The organism is Erythrobacter sp. (assembly GCF_036351135.1).
GTDB lineage: Bacteria > Pseudomonadota > Alphaproteobacteria > Sphingomonadales > Sphingomonadaceae > Erythrobacter.
Genome location: NZ_JAZBON010000020.1, coordinates 1 through 14,704, shown reverse-complemented (window position 1 = coordinate 14,704; position 14,704 = coordinate 1). Strand labels below are relative to the sequence as shown.

Sequence of the window (14,704 nt, the reverse complement as noted above, 5' to 3'; positions counted from 1 at the left end):
CCGCCGACCGGCTGCCTGCCGCCCCGGACCCGCATTTTTCAAGGGTGCGGGGCAGGCCCGCCAAACGGACCGGCCCGGCGCCAAATCCAACCCGCAAGGCTAACCAACGCCGCCATTTCAGGAGACTTCCCATGGCCACCGCGCCAAGCCCGCAGCTTCCGCTGTTCTACAAGGACCTCATGCCCCTCAACAGCCAGGAACATGGCGAGTGGAAGGTCAGCAATTTCGAAGACGCCTCGTTCCTCGCCAACACGCACGCGATCCCGCTGACAGTAGACGAATTCGTCGATGCCCAGCGCGATTTTCCCATCGTCTTCACCGCCAACGACAATCCGCTGCCGATCGCGCTGTTCGGCCTGAACGAAGGCGTCAACGTGCATGTCGCCGACGACGGCAAGCTCGAAGCCGGCCTCTACGTGCCGGCCTATATCCGCCGCTATCCCTTCATCCTTGCGAAGCTCAGGCAGGACAGCGACGACATGTCGCTGTGCTTCGATCCGGAATCGGGCGTCGTCGGCAAGAACAAGGACGGCCAGGCCTTGTTCGAGAAGGACGGCGATAGCGCCAAGCCGACCGAATACACCAACGGCGTGCTCGATTTCTGCCGCCGGTTCGAAAATTCGGGCCAGCGCACCAAGGCGTTTCTCGACGAGCTCAAGTCGAGCGACCTGTTGATGGACGGCGAGATCGCCATCACCCGCAACGACATGCCCAACAAGCCGTTCATCTATCGCGGTTTCCGGATGGTCGACGAAAACAAGCTGCGCGAATTGCCCGCCAACAAGCTCGAGGCGATGAACAAGAGCGGCATCCTGATGCTGATCCATGCGCATCTGTTCTCGCTGAACCTGATGCGCTCGCTGTTCGAGCGTCAAAGCGCGCAGGGCAAGGTGCCCGTGCCCGACGGTTCGGCGACGGTTCCCAAAGGCACCATGTAAGGCGGTTCCCCGAGGAACCATGTAAGACGGCAAGTAAAGCGCAGCCGCTTACGAGCGGCCGAGCGCTTACATGAACAATAGATTACAATCGTATGCGATCATTTAGGGGGTCGCCCGTTCTTGAAGGCGGGCGGCCCTTTTCCTATATTACGAAAACGGGCGGCCACCCCCCTCATGGGCCGTCCGGGATCGCACCCCAAGCGGGTGCCATCCCTCCCTGAACCTGGCCACCTCGTGCACCCCCCCTCATTCGCACGAGGTGGCATTTTTTTGTCTGGTTCGGAAAGAGCGGCGAGCGACTCCCAGCACCCCCGCGCTCCTATTCCGCCGCCTGTGGCATCTCGCCGCCCGCGCCCAGCCCCGCCGCCTGCGCGCCGAGCACCCGCACGAGCCCAGCCAGCATCCGCGCCAGCGGGCCCAGCCCCCGCGTCGGTTCGTTGAAGCCCGCATCGAGATAGGCCGAACGGCACACTTCGAGCTGCACCGCGTGAAACCCGTCCGCGGGCCGCGAATGGCGATCGAGCACGTAGCCCCCCGCATAGGGGCGGTTATGCGCCGCCGGGTAGCCATGATGTTCGAGATGGGCGAGCGCCGCGCTCGCGATCGAGGCGTGGCACGAGGCGCCGAACCGGTCGCCGATGACGATCCGGGGGCTGCGTTCCTCGCTCGGCTGGCGGCGCAGCGGCGGCATCGAATGCAGATCGATCAGCAGTGCCGCGCCCCAGCCCTCGCGGATCCGCGCAAGCTCTTCGCCCAGCGCCGTGTGATAGGGGCGATGGATGTCCTCGATCCGCCGTTCCAGCTCGGCGCGCGGCAGGGGCCGGCGCCAGATTTCGCCGAAGCCCGGCAGCCGGCGCGGCACGATGCCAAGCCCGCTGCGCGCGCGTGCGCCCGGTCCGGTCAGCCGCTCGCGGCGGCTCAAACGGCCCTCCCCCTCGCCGCCCGATGCGACCATGTCCCAGTCCACATCCCGCTGCGAGCGGTTGAGGTCGATCATCGCGCGCGGCGCATGGGCGACGAGCAATCCCGTGCCCGTCAGCCGCGCCACCTCTCGACCAAGCGCATCGACATGCCGATCCTCGAGCCTCAGCTGGCTGAGCAGCGGATCGCGCATCTCGTCCAGCACCGCGCGCGGATAGGCGCGCCCGGCATGCGGCACCGCGATCAGCACCGGAAGCGGCGAGCGCGCGGGCACCGCCATGGTAAACGCCGCTTCGCCGCATTCGGCGCTGACCCGCCCGCCCTGGATGGACGCGCCGTCATCGGGCGATGGCGAGCGGCGAGCGGCGGCGGTTTCGGGCCCCTGCGGGGGATTGGCAGGGCGACTGGAAGCGGGACGAGTCATCGCCGGTTCGCCTGCCCAATTTGCCCTCGCCTGTCAAAAGCCAATAGCGGTGGGCGGCAGGGAAAAGGCCAAAGATTTCTTAAGCGTTTTCCTGTATGCGCCTGTCCCATGAACACACCCTCTGCCCCTCGCATCCTGCTCGCCGAAGACGAAGACGCGATGCGCCTCTATCTCGAGCGCGCGCTCGTCAAGGCGGGATACGAAGTCACCAGCGTCGATCGCGGGACGGCGGCGCTTCCGCTGCTGCAATCGGAGAGCTTCGACCTGCTGCTTTCCGACATCGTCATGCCCGAAATGGACGGCATCGAGCTCGCCCAACGCTGCGCCGAGGTGAGCCCGCGCACCAAGGTGATGTTCATCACCGGCTTCGCCGCAGTAAGCCTACGCGCCAGCCGCGAACAGCCGCACGCGAAGGTTCTCTCCAAACCCTTCCACCTGCGCGACCTCGTGCTGGAAGTGGAGCGGGTGTTCGAGGACCAGGCGAAGGCGCGGATTTAGCGCCGCAGTTTTTTCGGATTTCCTCTTACGGCTCGCCATCGTGCAGCGACAGTAGCGCCGTCGGCTGAGGGGTGAAGCGCCCGCGGTGATGCGTGGGCGCTGATGCTCTAAAAGAAGTGCGAGCCTCCGTGGAGGTAGCCAATGATATGCCTTGAACTAACAGCGGGTACTGATAGCCTTTCGACCAACTTGCGCTAGCTATTGGGTGGTGGGGCTGATCGAATGGCACTTTTAGATTGTATTGAGTGCGGCGGCAAAGTTTCAGACAGAGCAACGAATTGCCCACACTGCGGCACGCCTGTCAGCGCGACCCTTGAAGCGCAAGCTGCGTCGAAGGATAAAACACCTAAAGGCGCAAACGATACGAATGCTTTAGCATCGCCGCCAAAGTCAACCTCCGAGGATAGGATTGGAGAACCAGCAGATGTCATGGTCTCGCAGGAAAGCTCACAACCAGACAGAATTACGGACCGAACCCAACACCCGCATAGGGGAAAAAGTTTAGAAACGACAAACGATAAGATATTAGAATTTGCAGATTTCAACAGCCTCGCCGCGCTTCGTGATCTGGAAACGACTTACACCATTGCAGGAGGACAGGCTGAGTGGGAAGACTGGTCACTGATCCTTCGCGGCCTAGGCTATCTCTTTGCTGGATTTCTATTTATTGTCACGCTTTGCGCTTTGATTTATTGGATCGCTGGCGAACAAATTCTCATTTATTTCATTCTTGCCGTCGCCTTTATAGGTGTTCCGATAGTAGCGTTTCTGCGGCTGCGGCAGCTGATCAAACGTCCATTTGACCTTATGGTCGTGCATGATGATTGGATATCGGTCTTTAGAGACCTCCAAAAAAGCGGAAAAAATTGGCAAGCTAAGCCCGGCCCAATTTTCCTCCTCTCCGATATCCAGAAAGTCGTGTATCGCACTTCATTTTGGAAAAAATGGATGGTTCTCATCCTCGCTGATCAATCTAACCATGACGGCCAAAAATATGTAATCCGCCATACATTGCTGTTCCGCCGCAGAGCGATCCCAGGAGTTGAGATCGACAGGATGCGCACCGCTGCCGACATCATTGGTCGGCTTGGAGTTAAGCACAAGTTTTCTTATGCTCTCGCGATCGCAACAGCGAGCTTCGCGACTCTTTTAATCGCACTTAATATCGCCAGCAAGGTGATCGATGCTGAGCAACGCTTCGATGAGATAGACCGTGACTATGAGGAAGCTATTGCTCGCGCGCGGGCAGAGCAAAAACCGAATCAAGGTCAGCCAGCCTCGGCTTCTCCTTCAGACGCAGCACTAGCGATGGCCGACCCGCGTGCCCCCCTCTCGGAAGAGTGGAATGTTCAAAGGACGTCTTTCTTTGGTATTGTAGAGCGGGAAGTTGATGTTCATGCAAAACCTGATCCAACTTCCCCAGTACTTTTCAGACTTAACGTAGGGGACTCTGTCGTAAGACGTATTGCTTGGAGGAGTGGTATCCCAAGCGACGAGATGGAAGACTCGGATTTTGCACAGGCTATCGTTGATGTGGATGGCAAAATTGCTGGGTATGCGTTCAATAACGTTTTTGACGACAGTCTGTACAGTTTCCCCTCTGAAACTAGCAACCTCGCTGGCGCTTCCCAGCTGAGGGGTATTTGGCGGGACTCGGAAAGCGCTTATCGATTGCTTTCGGGACGGGGGATATGCGGTATTCAACTCTGGACAGTTCAGGTGGTTTGATCGTTTTACTGGAACTTATGAACTAAACAATGATCGGCTCAGTATGGAATTTATGGACGATGAACGTGGCCCAACTCAACGAGCCGAAGCAGTAATTACTATCGATCGCAACGGGCGAAGAATGGCCTTTGTTGCTGACGGCGATAGCGATTTCTTCTACCGCTGTTTTTGAATGGTCTCGACATTGCAAATGCAGATTTATTTCTCGTTTTGTAAAGCGATCCCTAGTTAGCGCCCAAGAGACACTTTGCGAACGTTCGTCGCATAGTATACCTCTATTGATCACACTGCCCGATAAACGATCCGACCTGCGCCATTGATCATTTCGAGCGGGATCATGTTGGAAACGATACTCCCGCCTTTGTCACCCTTGTGCAGCCAGATAGCGCCGATCTCAGTCCAGCGATCCTTTTTCTGCTCCCCTTTTGAGCGGACCAGCCAAATCCGGTGGGTGGGTGGGCCTCTTTTGCTTTTTTCTTTATGTAGTTCTCTGTCCGTCTCTTGTCTTCTTTCTGCAATTAAACTACAAATCGACTCTTTCCGAGATCGGGTCGAAACACTCAAATCCGAAACCCCCGATCCACCTCCCCAACCAAATCGCTTGCAACCCCGCGCCACCTTCGCTAGTGCGCCGCCTCCCGCATGCGATATGGCGTGCCGGCGATAATCGCGTGGGCGTATAGCTCAGTGGTAGAGCACTGTGTTGACATCGCAGGGGTCGGAAGTTCAACTCTTCCTACGCCCACCATTATCCTCCCCCCTCATCGGTAACTGTTTAGCAAAGCTGCACGCGTGGCGGGTGAACGTAGGGCGGGTTTTCAGCCGCGCCTTGGCACTTTGTCGCGCGCCGTTCGTTGGGCGCGCATGACATCCCATATCCTTCTTTTCGGACCCACCGGCGACACCGGCAGCGCGTTGCTCGATCAGGCGCTTGCGGCGGGCCATCATGTACGTGCCGCCGAGCGTGACTTTCCCGGCGACTTCCGCTCGCATCCCAATCTCGAAACGCGCGAGGCCAACCTTCTAAGCGGCGGCCTCGACGATCTCATGGACGGGATCGACTATGTCATCTCCGCGGTCGGCGTGCCGCGCGATCCGCAGACATTGGTCAATCCGCCGCCGCTTTACACCGAAGGCGCGGTCAACATGATCACCGCGATGCGCAAGGCCAAGGTCAAACGACTGGTGACGATCTCTGCTGCCTTCGCAGACAAGGATGCGACCGTGCCGATCTGGTTCAAGGCGGCGACCGCGCCGCTCGATCGCATCTTTCGCCAGATGGGCGAGATGGAGCGGATCTTGCGCGTGTGCGAAGACATCGACTGGACTGCGGTCCGCCCCGGCTGGCTGCTCAATCGTGAGCGGACCGGCGATTTCGAAGTGTCGCTGGACGATCTGCCCGCCGGCACTCTGCGAACCCGTCGCCCGGACCTCGCGCAGTTCATGCTTGAATGCGCGACGCTCGAAAAGCATGTGCGCGAGCGGCCGTTCGTCGCGCGCAAGGAAAGCGCCGCGCTCGAGACCCCGCCGGCGCTGATCGAGGAATTCTGGCCGTTCTAGAGCGCGTCCGCGTTTTCCTACATGGGGCGGGTGCTCTAGCGTCTCCCGCCATGACCTCGCCGCTCGTCATCCGCCTGAAAGCCCTTACCTTTTCGCGGGGGTTCAGGGCCGCGGAATTCTTCTCCAGAACCGTGTTCCACCTGTTCCATCCAGTAGGAAAGCGAGCGCCGCTTGCGCCCGTCCGCACCTCTGCTAGAGCGCGCGCAAGCCACACACATTCAGTCCAGGGGATAGGGCAGAGACATGCAGAAAATTCAGGTCAAGAACCCGGTCGTCGAGCTCGACGGCGACGAGATGACGAAGATCATCTGGCAGTGGATCCGCGAGCGGCTGATCCTGCCCTATCTCGACGTGGACCTGAAGTATTACGACCTTTCGATAGAGAAGCGCGACGAAACCGACGACCAGATTACGGTCGATGCGGCGAACGCGATCAAGGAGCACGGCGTCGGCGTCAAATGTGCGACGATCACACCCGACGAAGCGCGCGTCGAGGAGTTCGACCTCAAGAAGATGTGGGTCAGCCCCAATGGCACGATCCGCAACATCCTGGGCGGCGTGGTCTTCCGCGAGCCGATCGTGATCGACAACGTGCCGCGTCTGGTGCCGGGCTGGACCCACCCGATCGTGGTCGGGCGCCATGCCTTCGGCGATCAGTACCGCGCCAAGGATACCCTCATCCCCGGCCCGGGCAAACTGCGCCTGGTGTTCGAGGGTGAAGATGGCAAGAACATCGATCTCGATGTGTTCGAGTTCGAGACCTCGGGCATCGCGATGGCGATGTACAATCTCGACGATTCGATCCGCGCCTTTGCAAGAGCCTCGATGAATTACGGGCTGGACCGCAAGTGGCCGGTCTATCTCTCAACCAAGAACACCATCCTTAAGAAATACGATGGCCGGTTCAAGGACCTGTTTGAGGAGATCTACGAGAACGAGTTCAAGGACAAGTTCGAAGAAGCCGGCATTACCTACGAACACCGCCTGATCGACGACATGGTCGCCGCCGCGCTCAAATGGTCCGGCAAGTTCGTGTGGGCCTGCAAGAACTACGATGGCGATGTTCAGTCCGACACGGTGGCGCAAGGGTTCGGCTCGCTCGGCCTGATGACTTCGGTGCTGATGACGCCCGACGGCAAGACCATCGAAGCCGAAGCCGCGCACGGCACCGTCACCCGCCACTTTCGCCAGCACGAGCAGGGCAAGGCGACCTCGACGAATCCGATCGCCAGCATCTTCGCCTGGACCCGCGGCCTGATGTATCGCGGCAAGTTCGACGAGACGCCCGACGTCGTGAAGTTCGCCGAAACACTCGAGCGGGTCTGCATCCAGACGGTCGAGAACGGCCAGATGACGAAGGACTTGGCGCTGCTGATCGGGCCGGGCCAGAACTGGCTGACCACCGAGCAGTTCTTCGAGGCGATCGTCGAGAACCTCGAGAAAGAGATGGAAAACTGGGCTTGATCGGCCCGGTTGTTCTCTAGGCGATGGCGGGCGGGTCGAAGGCGCGGCTTGAGGTAAGGCAGGCGAAGCTCAAGGACGTGCGCGCCATCGGCGATCTCGTCCGCCGCGCCTATGACGATCTGCCCGCCTATACGCAGGGCGAGATCCGCGGACAGATCAACAATTACCGCGACGGCTGCTTCGTCGCGGTGCTCGACGGGAAGATCGTCGGCTATTGCGCCTCGATGCGGCTCGACGAGAATGTCGCGCTGTCCGACCACACCTGGGACGAGGTGACCGGCAACGGCTTTGGCTCGCGCCACGATCCGACCGGCGACTGGCTCTACGGCTACGAGCTCTGCGTCGATCCCAATGTGCGCGGGTCACGGCTCGGGCGGCGTCTCTACGAGGAACGCCGGGCGCTGGCGGAACGGCTCGACCTGACTGGCATCGTCTTCGGCGGGCGGATGCCGGGCTATGCGCGGGCCAAGCGGCGCAAGAACAACCGCGCCGAAAACCCGCGGGAATATCTCGACCTGATCCTCGAAGGGAAGGTCCACGATCCCGTCCTGCGCTTTCAACTGGCCAACGGGTTCGAGCCTTCGGGCATCCTGCCCGGCTACCTGCCCGAGGACAAGGCGAGCCGCGGCAATGCCGTGCGGATGGTCTGGCGCAACCCCTATGTCGATGCCGACGCCCCGCCCAAGCACCGCCTGCCGCGCGATGTCGAAGGCGTGCGCATCGCCACCTGCCAGTTGCAGGCGCGCGCGGTTTCGGGTTTCGACGAATTCATGCGGCAGGTGAAGTACTTCGTCGGCGTTGCCTCTGATTACGAAGCGGACTTCATCGTCTTCCCAGAACTGTTCACCTTGATGCTGCTCAGCGCCGAGGAAGACGAGCTCAACCCCATGGAAGCGATCGAGAGCCTTTCGCACTATACGCCGCAGATCCGCGCGGCGCTGTCCGAACTTGCGCTAAGCCACAACATCAACATCATCGGCGGATCGCACCCGACCAAGCTGCCCGACGGCGACATTCACAACGTCGCCTATGTATGTCTGCGCGACGGATCGATCTATGCGCAGGAGAAGATCCACCCGACTCCGAATGAGGCCTATTGGTGGAACATCAAGGGCGGCGACAGCATCGATGCGATCCCGACCGATTGCGGCCCGATCGGCGTCCTCATCTGCTACGACAGCGAGTTTCCGGAGCTCGCCCGCCGCCTGGTCGACGAGGGCGCGCGGATCATCTTCGTGCCCTTCTGCACCGACAGCCGCCAGGGCTATATGCGGGTTCGTTACTGCGCGCAGGCCCGCGCGATCGAAAACCAGTGCTACGTGGTCCTCTCCGGCAATGTCGGCAACCTCCCCAACGTCGCCAATATGGACATTCAATACGCTCAAAGCTGCATCCTCACACCTTGCGACTTCCCCTTCGCGCGCGACGGGATCGCGGCGGAGGCGAGCGAGAATGTCGAGACGCTGACGATCAGCGACGTGAACCTCGCCGACCTGCAATGGGCACGCGCCGAGGGCACCGTGCAGAACCTCGCCGATCGCCGCTTCGACCTCTACCGCATCGAATGGGACGCCCGCGTCGGCAACATCTCCGACCGGCTCGGCGAAGAGGTGGACACGCCTCCTGCGAGCGCCAGCGGTGCGCGAGGTCATGGCGGCGGATGACGCATTTGCATGACAGCGCTTCGCAGGCGCGGTAATCGACGAATATGGCCGGCGAACTCACGATGTCTCCTGTTATGCAGGACGCCCTGGTAATCCTGGGATCGGCGGGGATCGTCATTCCGGTCTTCGCGCGCTTCCGCATCACGCCGATCATCGGTTTCATCCTGATCGGCATCCTCGTCGGCCCATTCGGCCTCGGCTCGCTGGTGGGCGAGGTGCCCTGGCTGCGCTTCATAACCATATCCGACCCCGAGCGATTAACCCCCTTCGCCGATTTCGGGATTATATTGCTGCTGTTCGCGATCGGCCTTGAACTGTCGTTCAACCGACTGTGGCAGCTGAGAAAGCTGGTGTTCGGGCTCGGCAGTCTCGAGCTGCTGATCATCGGCAGCATCTCGGCGGCCTTCTTCGGTCAGTATGTGGGAATGGATACGACCGCAGCGCTCGCGCTGGGTTTCGCGCTCGCCTTCTCCTCGACCGCGATCGTGCTGCCGATATCGGGCACGCGCACTCCGGTGGGCCGCGCGGCGCTCTCGATGCTGCTGTTCGAGGATATCATGATCGTGCCGATCATCTTCATCCTCGGCGCGCTCGCGCCCAACGCCGAGGACGGCATTCAGGGGATCACCAACACGCTGATCTATGGCGGTCTCGTCATTCTCGTCCTGCTGGTGGTGGGGCGCGTGGCGCTGCCGCGCCTGTTCAGTCAGGCGGCCCGCACCAAGAGCCCCGAACTCTTCCTCGCCGCTTCGCTCCTCGTCGTCATCGGCGCCAGTCTCGCCACCGCCGCGACCGGCCTATCCCCGATCGTCGGTGCGCTGATCGCCGGCCTGCTGATCGCCGAAACCGAATATCACGGCGAGGTCGAAGCGATCATGGACCCGTTCAAGGGCTTGGCGCTCGGCGTCTTCCTCATCACCATCGGCATGAGCATCGATCTTGCCGACATCGCGGCCAACCTCGCCGAGATCGTCGCGGCCGTGGTCGGGGTGCTCGTCTTCAAGGCGGTGGTCACCGGAACCCTGTTGCGCCTGATGGGCGCGCGGCGAAGCACCGCGGCGGAAACGGGCGTGCTGATGGCGAGCCCCAGCGAGACGACGCTGATCGTGCTGGCCGCCGCCACCAGCGCGCTTGTGATCGATCTGGAAACCGCGCAATTCTGGCAGACCGTAACCGCGATCGGCCTCACCATCACCCCGCTATTGGCGAAGCTGGGCCGCGTGATCGCACGCCGCGTCGATTCCGCGCCCGAACTGCCCGACGGGGACGAGGACGAACCGCGCACGATTATCGTCGGCGGCGGGCGCGTCGGGCGGCTGATCGCCGACATGCTGACCGCGCACGATCAGTCCTACGTCCTGCTCGATTCCGATCCCGACCTGATCGACCGGGCGCGGCGCGATGGCTACCGCGCGACATTCGGCGATGCAGCGCGCGGCGATGCGCTGGACCGGCTCGGCATCGCGACCGCGCCTTCGGTGGTGCTGACGATGGACGAGCCGGTGCTCGCGCAGCGCCTGGTCGGGAAGTTGCGCGCCGAATATCCCGATTTGCTGATCGTCGCCCGCGCGCGCGATACCGATCACGCCGCCCAGCTCTACCGTGCCGGGGCCAGCCATGCCGTCCCCGAAACGCTCGAAAGCTCGCTGCAATTATCCGAAGCCGTGCTCGTCGATATCGGGGTGGCGATGGGGCCGGTCATCGCCTCGATCCACGAGAAGCGCGACGAATATCGCGCGCGGCTGGAGATCGATGGAGAACTCAAGGAACCGCCCAAATTGCGTCCATCGACGCTGGAGGGCTGAACCTTTTGCCGGTCCCATGCGTTGGTACGGCAAAAGGAGAAAGATTATGAGCAAGGACATAGATCCGACCAAGCCGATCCCGAACGACGAGAAGTTCAAGCCGCAAAACGTGCAGAGCACGCGCAAGGATCAGGCGCCGACCGACAAGGGCCGCGGCCATCCGGGCGATACCGGCGGCAACGATGTCGAGCAGGGCAGCGATGGCGTGACGAAAAAGACGCCCGCCGCCTGAGCGCGCATAGGCCAGCAGTCGCCGCGCCTGATGGTCAGGCGTCGACTGCAGCCAGTCGAGACCTTATCGCATCGAGCGCGGCCTCGGCCCTGTCGCCGTCCGGTCCTCCGCCCTGCGCCATGTCGGGCCGCCCGCCGCCGCCCTTGCCGCCCAGTTCCTGGACCCCGGCGCGCACCAGTTCGACCGCGCTGAAACGACCGGTGAGATCTTCGGTCACCGCAGCCGCGATCGCCGCCTTGCCGTCGTTTACGGCAACCAGGGCGGCAATGCCTGAGCCGAGCCGCGTCTTGGCTTCATCGAGCAGGGGGCGCAATTCCTTTGGGTTGAGGCCGACGAGCACCTGACCGCTGAAAGCGATCCCGCCGATTTCTTCGTCCTGCGGTCCATCGGACCGTGCCGCGCCGCCACCGTCCAACGCCAGCGCCTTTTGCGCCTCGGCCAGCTCCTTTTCGAGCCGCTTGCGCTCATCGAGCAGCGCCGCGACACGCGCCGGCACCTCTTCGGGCGCTGCGCGCACCGCAGCAGCGGCGGCTTTCAGCGCCTCTTCGCGCGCGACCAGCCAGTCGCGCGCCGCCTCTCCCGTCAACGCCTCGATCCGGCGGACACCGGAGGAGACGGCACTTTCCGAAATGATGCGGAAGACGCCGATATCGCCGGTGGCGCGGACATGGGTGCCGCCGCACAATTCGACCGAATAGTTGCGCGCCGGGCCCTTGCCCGCGCTTCCCATCCGGCCCATCGACAGGACGCGCACCTCTTCGCCGTATTTTTCGCCGAACAGCGCGAGCGCGCCCGCCTCGACCGCTTCGTCGGGGCTCATCAGCCGCGTGCCAACTGGTTCGTTGGCGAGGATTTCGGCGTTCACCTCGGCCTCGATTGCGGCGATCTCCTCCTTGCCCAGCGGACGAGGATGAGAAAAGTCGAACCGCAACCGGTCTTCCGCGACCAGCGAACCTTTCTGGGTTACGTGATCGCCCAGCTGCGCGCGCAGGGCGGCGTGGAGCAGGTGCGTGGCCGAGTGATTGGCGCGGATCTGCGCACGGCGCTCGGCGTCAACGTCGAGTTGGACGTTGTCGCCACGGGCGATCTCGCCCTGCTCCATCCGGACCTGGTGAACATGCAATCGGCCGAGCGGCTTGCGGGTCTCCTCGACGCGGCCCATCGCGCCTTGCGAATCCGAGCCGCCGGGACGGGCGATCGTGCCGCTATCGCCGGTCTGGCCCCCACTCTCGCCGTAGAACGGTGTCTGGTTCGCGACGACGAGCACCGTCTCGCCGGCAGCGGCGCGTTCGACTTCTGCGCCGTCCTTGATGATGGCGACGATCGTGCCTTCCCCACTGGTCGCAGAATAGCCGGTGAACTCGGTCGCACCCTCGCGCTCGGCGATGTCGAACCAGATTTCGTCCGACGCCGCTTCGCCCGAGCCCTTCCAGGCAGCGCGCGCCGCCTCCTTCTGACGCGCCATCGCCGCGTCGAACCCCGCACGGTCGACGCCGATCTCCCGGTCGCGCAGCGCGTCTTCGGTGAGGTCGTAGGGGAAGCCGTAAGTATCGTAGAGGCGAAAGGCGGTTTCGCCGTCGAGCTCGGCGCCCGCATCGAGATCGCCGGCCGCCTCGTCCAGCAGCTTCAGCCCCTTGTCGAGCGTGCGGCGGAACTGCGTCTCCTCGCGCAGCAGCACCTCTTCGATCAGCGCCTGCCCGCGCGGCAATTCGGGATAGGCCTGCCCCATCTCGGTGACGAGCGCCGGCACGAGGCGGTGCATCAACGGCTTGGATGCGCCCAGAAGATGCGCGTGTCGCATGGCGCGGCGCATGATGCGTCGCAGCACGTAGCCGCGGCCCTCGTTGGACGGCAGGACCCCGTCGGCCATCAGGAACGCAGTCGAGCGCAGATGGTCGGCGATGACGCGGTGCGAGGCGGTGTGATCCCCGCGCGCCTCGACCCCGGTCTGGCTTTCCGACGCCGCGATCAACGCCTTGAACGTGTCGGTGTCGTAATTGTCGTGCACGCCCTGCAGCACTGCGGCGATCCGCTCGAGGCCCATGCCGGTGTCGATCGAGGGACGCGGCAGGTCGCGGCGCGTGCCGTCGGCCTGCTGGTCGAACTGCATGAAGACGAGGTTCCAGATCTCGACGAAGCGATCGCCGTCCTCATCCGGGCTGCCGGGGGGGCCGCCGGGAATGTCCTCGCCGTGGTCGTAGAACACTTCCGAGCATGGGCCGCACGGGCCGGTCTCGCCCATCGACCAGAAATTGTCGCTGGTCGCGATGCGGATGATGCGATCTTCGGGCAGGCCGCTGATTGCGCGCCAGAGATCGAAGGCTTCGTCGTCGGTATGGTAGACGGTGACGGTCAGGCGCCCGGCATCGAGGCCCCATTCTTTCGTCAGCAGGGTCCAGGCATTGTGGATCGCCTGTTCCTTGAAATAGTCGCCGAAGGAGAAATTGCCGAGCATCTCGAAGAAGGTGTGGTGGCGCGCGGTGTAGCCGACATTGTCGAGATCGTTGTGCTTGCCCCCGGCGCGCACGCATTTCTGCGAGGAGGCGGCGCGCGGGGCGGGCGGCGTCTCGAGGCCGGTGAAGACGTTCTTGAACGGCACCATGCCGGCATTGACGAACATCAGTGTCGGATCGTTGTGCGGCACGAGCGGGGCGCTGGGCACTTCGAGATGATCGGCATCTTTGAAGAAGTCGAGAAACGAGCGGCGAATATCGTTGGTGGTGGCGCTGGACATCATGGCTGCGCCAAGTAAGCCCTGCGCTGCATCGCGACAAGCGAAAGGTCCGCTGGCGCGTGAGCGATGGGGGCGCGCGATGGGGCCGCGAACGACTCCGACCTGGCAGCCGCGGCCGGCCGTGACCAACGAAAAACCGGCCCGGGCGCGGTTCCCAGCGACAGGAACGGGCCTCGGGCCGGTTTTCCGTTTCTCCGGGCGGCGTCAGGTTGTGCCACAGGACCTCGCGCCCCGTTCAACCTGTACGCACCCGCTTGAGGAGGCGAATGCTCAGTCCGCGTCCGGACCGGTCATCATCTCCTCGGCAACCTCGTCGGTCTTACCGCGGATGGCGGCTTCCAACCGGTCGCAAACTTCGGGGTTTTCCTTCAGATAGACCTTGGCGTTCTCGCGGCCCTGGCCGATGCGCACGCTGTCATAGGAATACCAGCTGCCCGACTTCTCGACGATGCCGGCCTTGACGCCAAGATCGAGTATCTCGCCGATCTTGGAGATGCCCTCGCCATACATGATGTCGAATTCGACTTGCTTGAACGGGGGCGCGACCTTGTTCTTGACCACTTTCACGCGCGTCGAATTGCCGATCACCTCGTCGCGATCCTTGATCTGACCCGTGCGGCGGATGTCGAGGCGGACCGAGGCGTAGAACTTGAGCGCGTTGCCGCCGGTCGTCGTCTCCGGGTTGCCGTACATCACGCCGATCTTCATGCGCAGCTGGTTGATGAAGATCACCATG

The 14,704-nt window shown here is 62.6% G+C and carries 10 protein-coding genes, 1 tRNA gene and 1 pseudogene; 9 read left to right on the top strand and 3 right to left on the bottom strand.

Annotated features, from left to right (window positions below):
* Positions 1-131 precede the first annotated feature (131 nt).
* On the top strand, positions 132-938 hold the full coding sequence (locus V2I30_RS05770) for a SapC family protein (RefSeq protein ID WP_330661127.1): 807 nt from the start codon (positions 132-134) through the stop codon (positions 936-938).
* Between the two features lie 319 nt (positions 939-1,257).
* Here V2I30_RS05770 and V2I30_RS05765 read toward each other — a convergent pair whose 3' ends face one another.
* Complete coding sequence (locus V2I30_RS05765) at positions 1,258-2,283, bottom strand: N-formylglutamate amidohydrolase (RefSeq protein WP_330661126.1); 1,026 nt, start codon at positions 2,281-2,283, stop codon at positions 1,258-1,260.
* Positions 2,284-2,391: 108 nt separating this feature from the next.
* Here V2I30_RS05765 and cpdR point away from each other — a divergent pair, with 108 nt between their 5' ends.
* The 8 genes from cpdR (at position 2,392) to V2I30_RS05725 (ending at position 11,234) form a co-directional block, all read left to right on the top strand.
* Positions 2,392-2,781, top strand: a complete 390-nt coding sequence (cpdR, locus tag V2I30_RS05760; RefSeq protein WP_330661125.1) for a cell cycle two-component system response regulator CpdR — start codon at positions 2,392-2,394, stop codon at positions 2,779-2,781.
* A gap of 222 nt (positions 2,782-3,003) precedes the next feature.
* The gene (locus tag V2I30_RS05755; RefSeq protein ID WP_330661124.1) at positions 3,004-4,509 is read left to right on the top strand and encodes a zinc ribbon domain-containing protein; all 1,506 of its coding nucleotides are present in this window, start codon (positions 3,004-3,006) and stop codon (positions 4,507-4,509) included.
* A 673-nt stretch (positions 4,510-5,182) separates the two neighbouring features.
* Positions 5,183-5,257 (top strand) — tRNA-Val (locus V2I30_RS05750).
* Between the two features lie 116 nt (positions 5,258-5,373).
* Complete coding sequence (locus V2I30_RS05745; protein WP_330661123.1) at positions 5,374-6,069, top strand: SDR family oxidoreductase; 696 nt, start codon at positions 5,374-5,376, stop codon at positions 6,067-6,069.
* A gap of 243 nt (positions 6,070-6,312) precedes the next feature.
* Positions 6,313-7,533 (top strand): NADP-dependent isocitrate dehydrogenase, encoded by a 1,221-nt coding sequence (locus tag V2I30_RS05740; RefSeq protein WP_330661122.1) that lies wholly within the window; start codon positions 6,313-6,315, stop codon positions 7,531-7,533.
* A 23-nt stretch (positions 7,534-7,556) separates the two neighbouring features.
* The gene (locus V2I30_RS05735; RefSeq protein ID WP_330661121.1) at positions 7,557-9,197 is read left to right on the top strand and encodes a GNAT family N-acetyltransferase; all 1,641 of its coding nucleotides are present in this window, start codon (positions 7,557-7,559) and stop codon (positions 9,195-9,197) included.
* Positions 9,198-9,241: 44 nt separating this feature from the next.
* Entirely contained in the window at positions 9,242-11,002 is a 1,761-nt protein-coding gene (locus tag V2I30_RS05730; RefSeq protein WP_330661120.1) for a cation:proton antiporter domain-containing protein, read from the top strand.
* A gap of 46 nt (positions 11,003-11,048) precedes the next feature.
* Positions 11,049-11,234 carry a hypothetical protein gene (locus V2I30_RS05725; RefSeq protein ID WP_330661119.1) on the top strand — a complete coding sequence of 62 codons (186 nt, stop codon included), beginning with the start codon at positions 11,049-11,051 and terminating at the stop codon, positions 11,232-11,234.
* A 34-nt stretch (positions 11,235-11,268) separates the two neighbouring features.
* Here the strand turns inward: V2I30_RS05725 and alaS are convergent, their stop codons facing one another.
* Positions 11,269-13,968 (bottom strand): alanine--tRNA ligase, encoded by a 2,700-nt coding sequence (gene alaS / locus V2I30_RS05720; protein ID WP_330661118.1) that lies wholly within the window; start codon positions 13,966-13,968, stop codon positions 11,269-11,271.
* Positions 13,969-14,238: 270 nt separating this feature from the next.
* Positions 14,239-14,704 (bottom strand): annotated as a pseudogene (locus V2I30_RS05715) (recombinase RecA); the annotation flags it as partial.

Coding starts and splice junctions, on each gene's coding strand:
- V2I30_RS05770 (WP_330661127.1), top strand. CDS start 132: ATGGCCACCGCGCCAAGCCCGCAGCTTCCGCTGTTCTACAAGGACCTC.
- V2I30_RS05765 (WP_330661126.1), bottom strand. CDS start 2,283: ATGACTCGTCCCGCTTCCAGTCGCCCTGCCAATCCCCCGCAGGGGCCC.
- cpdR (WP_330661125.1), top strand. CDS start 2,392: ATGAACACACCCTCTGCCCCTCGCATCCTGCTCGCCGAAGACGAAGAC.
- V2I30_RS05755 (WP_330661124.1), top strand. CDS start 3,004: ATGGCACTTTTAGATTGTATTGAGTGCGGCGGCAAAGTTTCAGACAGA.
- V2I30_RS05745 (WP_330661123.1), top strand. CDS start 5,374: ATGACATCCCATATCCTTCTTTTCGGACCCACCGGCGACACCGGCAGC.
- V2I30_RS05740 (WP_330661122.1), top strand. CDS start 6,313: ATGCAGAAAATTCAGGTCAAGAACCCGGTCGTCGAGCTCGACGGCGAC.
- V2I30_RS05735 (WP_330661121.1), top strand. CDS start 7,557: ATGGCGGGCGGGTCGAAGGCGCGGCTTGAGGTAAGGCAGGCGAAGCTC.
- V2I30_RS05730 (WP_330661120.1), top strand. CDS start 9,242: ATGGCCGGCGAACTCACGATGTCTCCTGTTATGCAGGACGCCCTGGTA.
- V2I30_RS05725 (WP_330661119.1), top strand. CDS start 11,049: ATGAGCAAGGACATAGATCCGACCAAGCCGATCCCGAACGACGAGAAG.
- alaS (WP_330661118.1), bottom strand. CDS start 13,968: ATGTCCAGCGCCACCACCAACGATATTCGCCGCTCGTTTCTCGACTTC.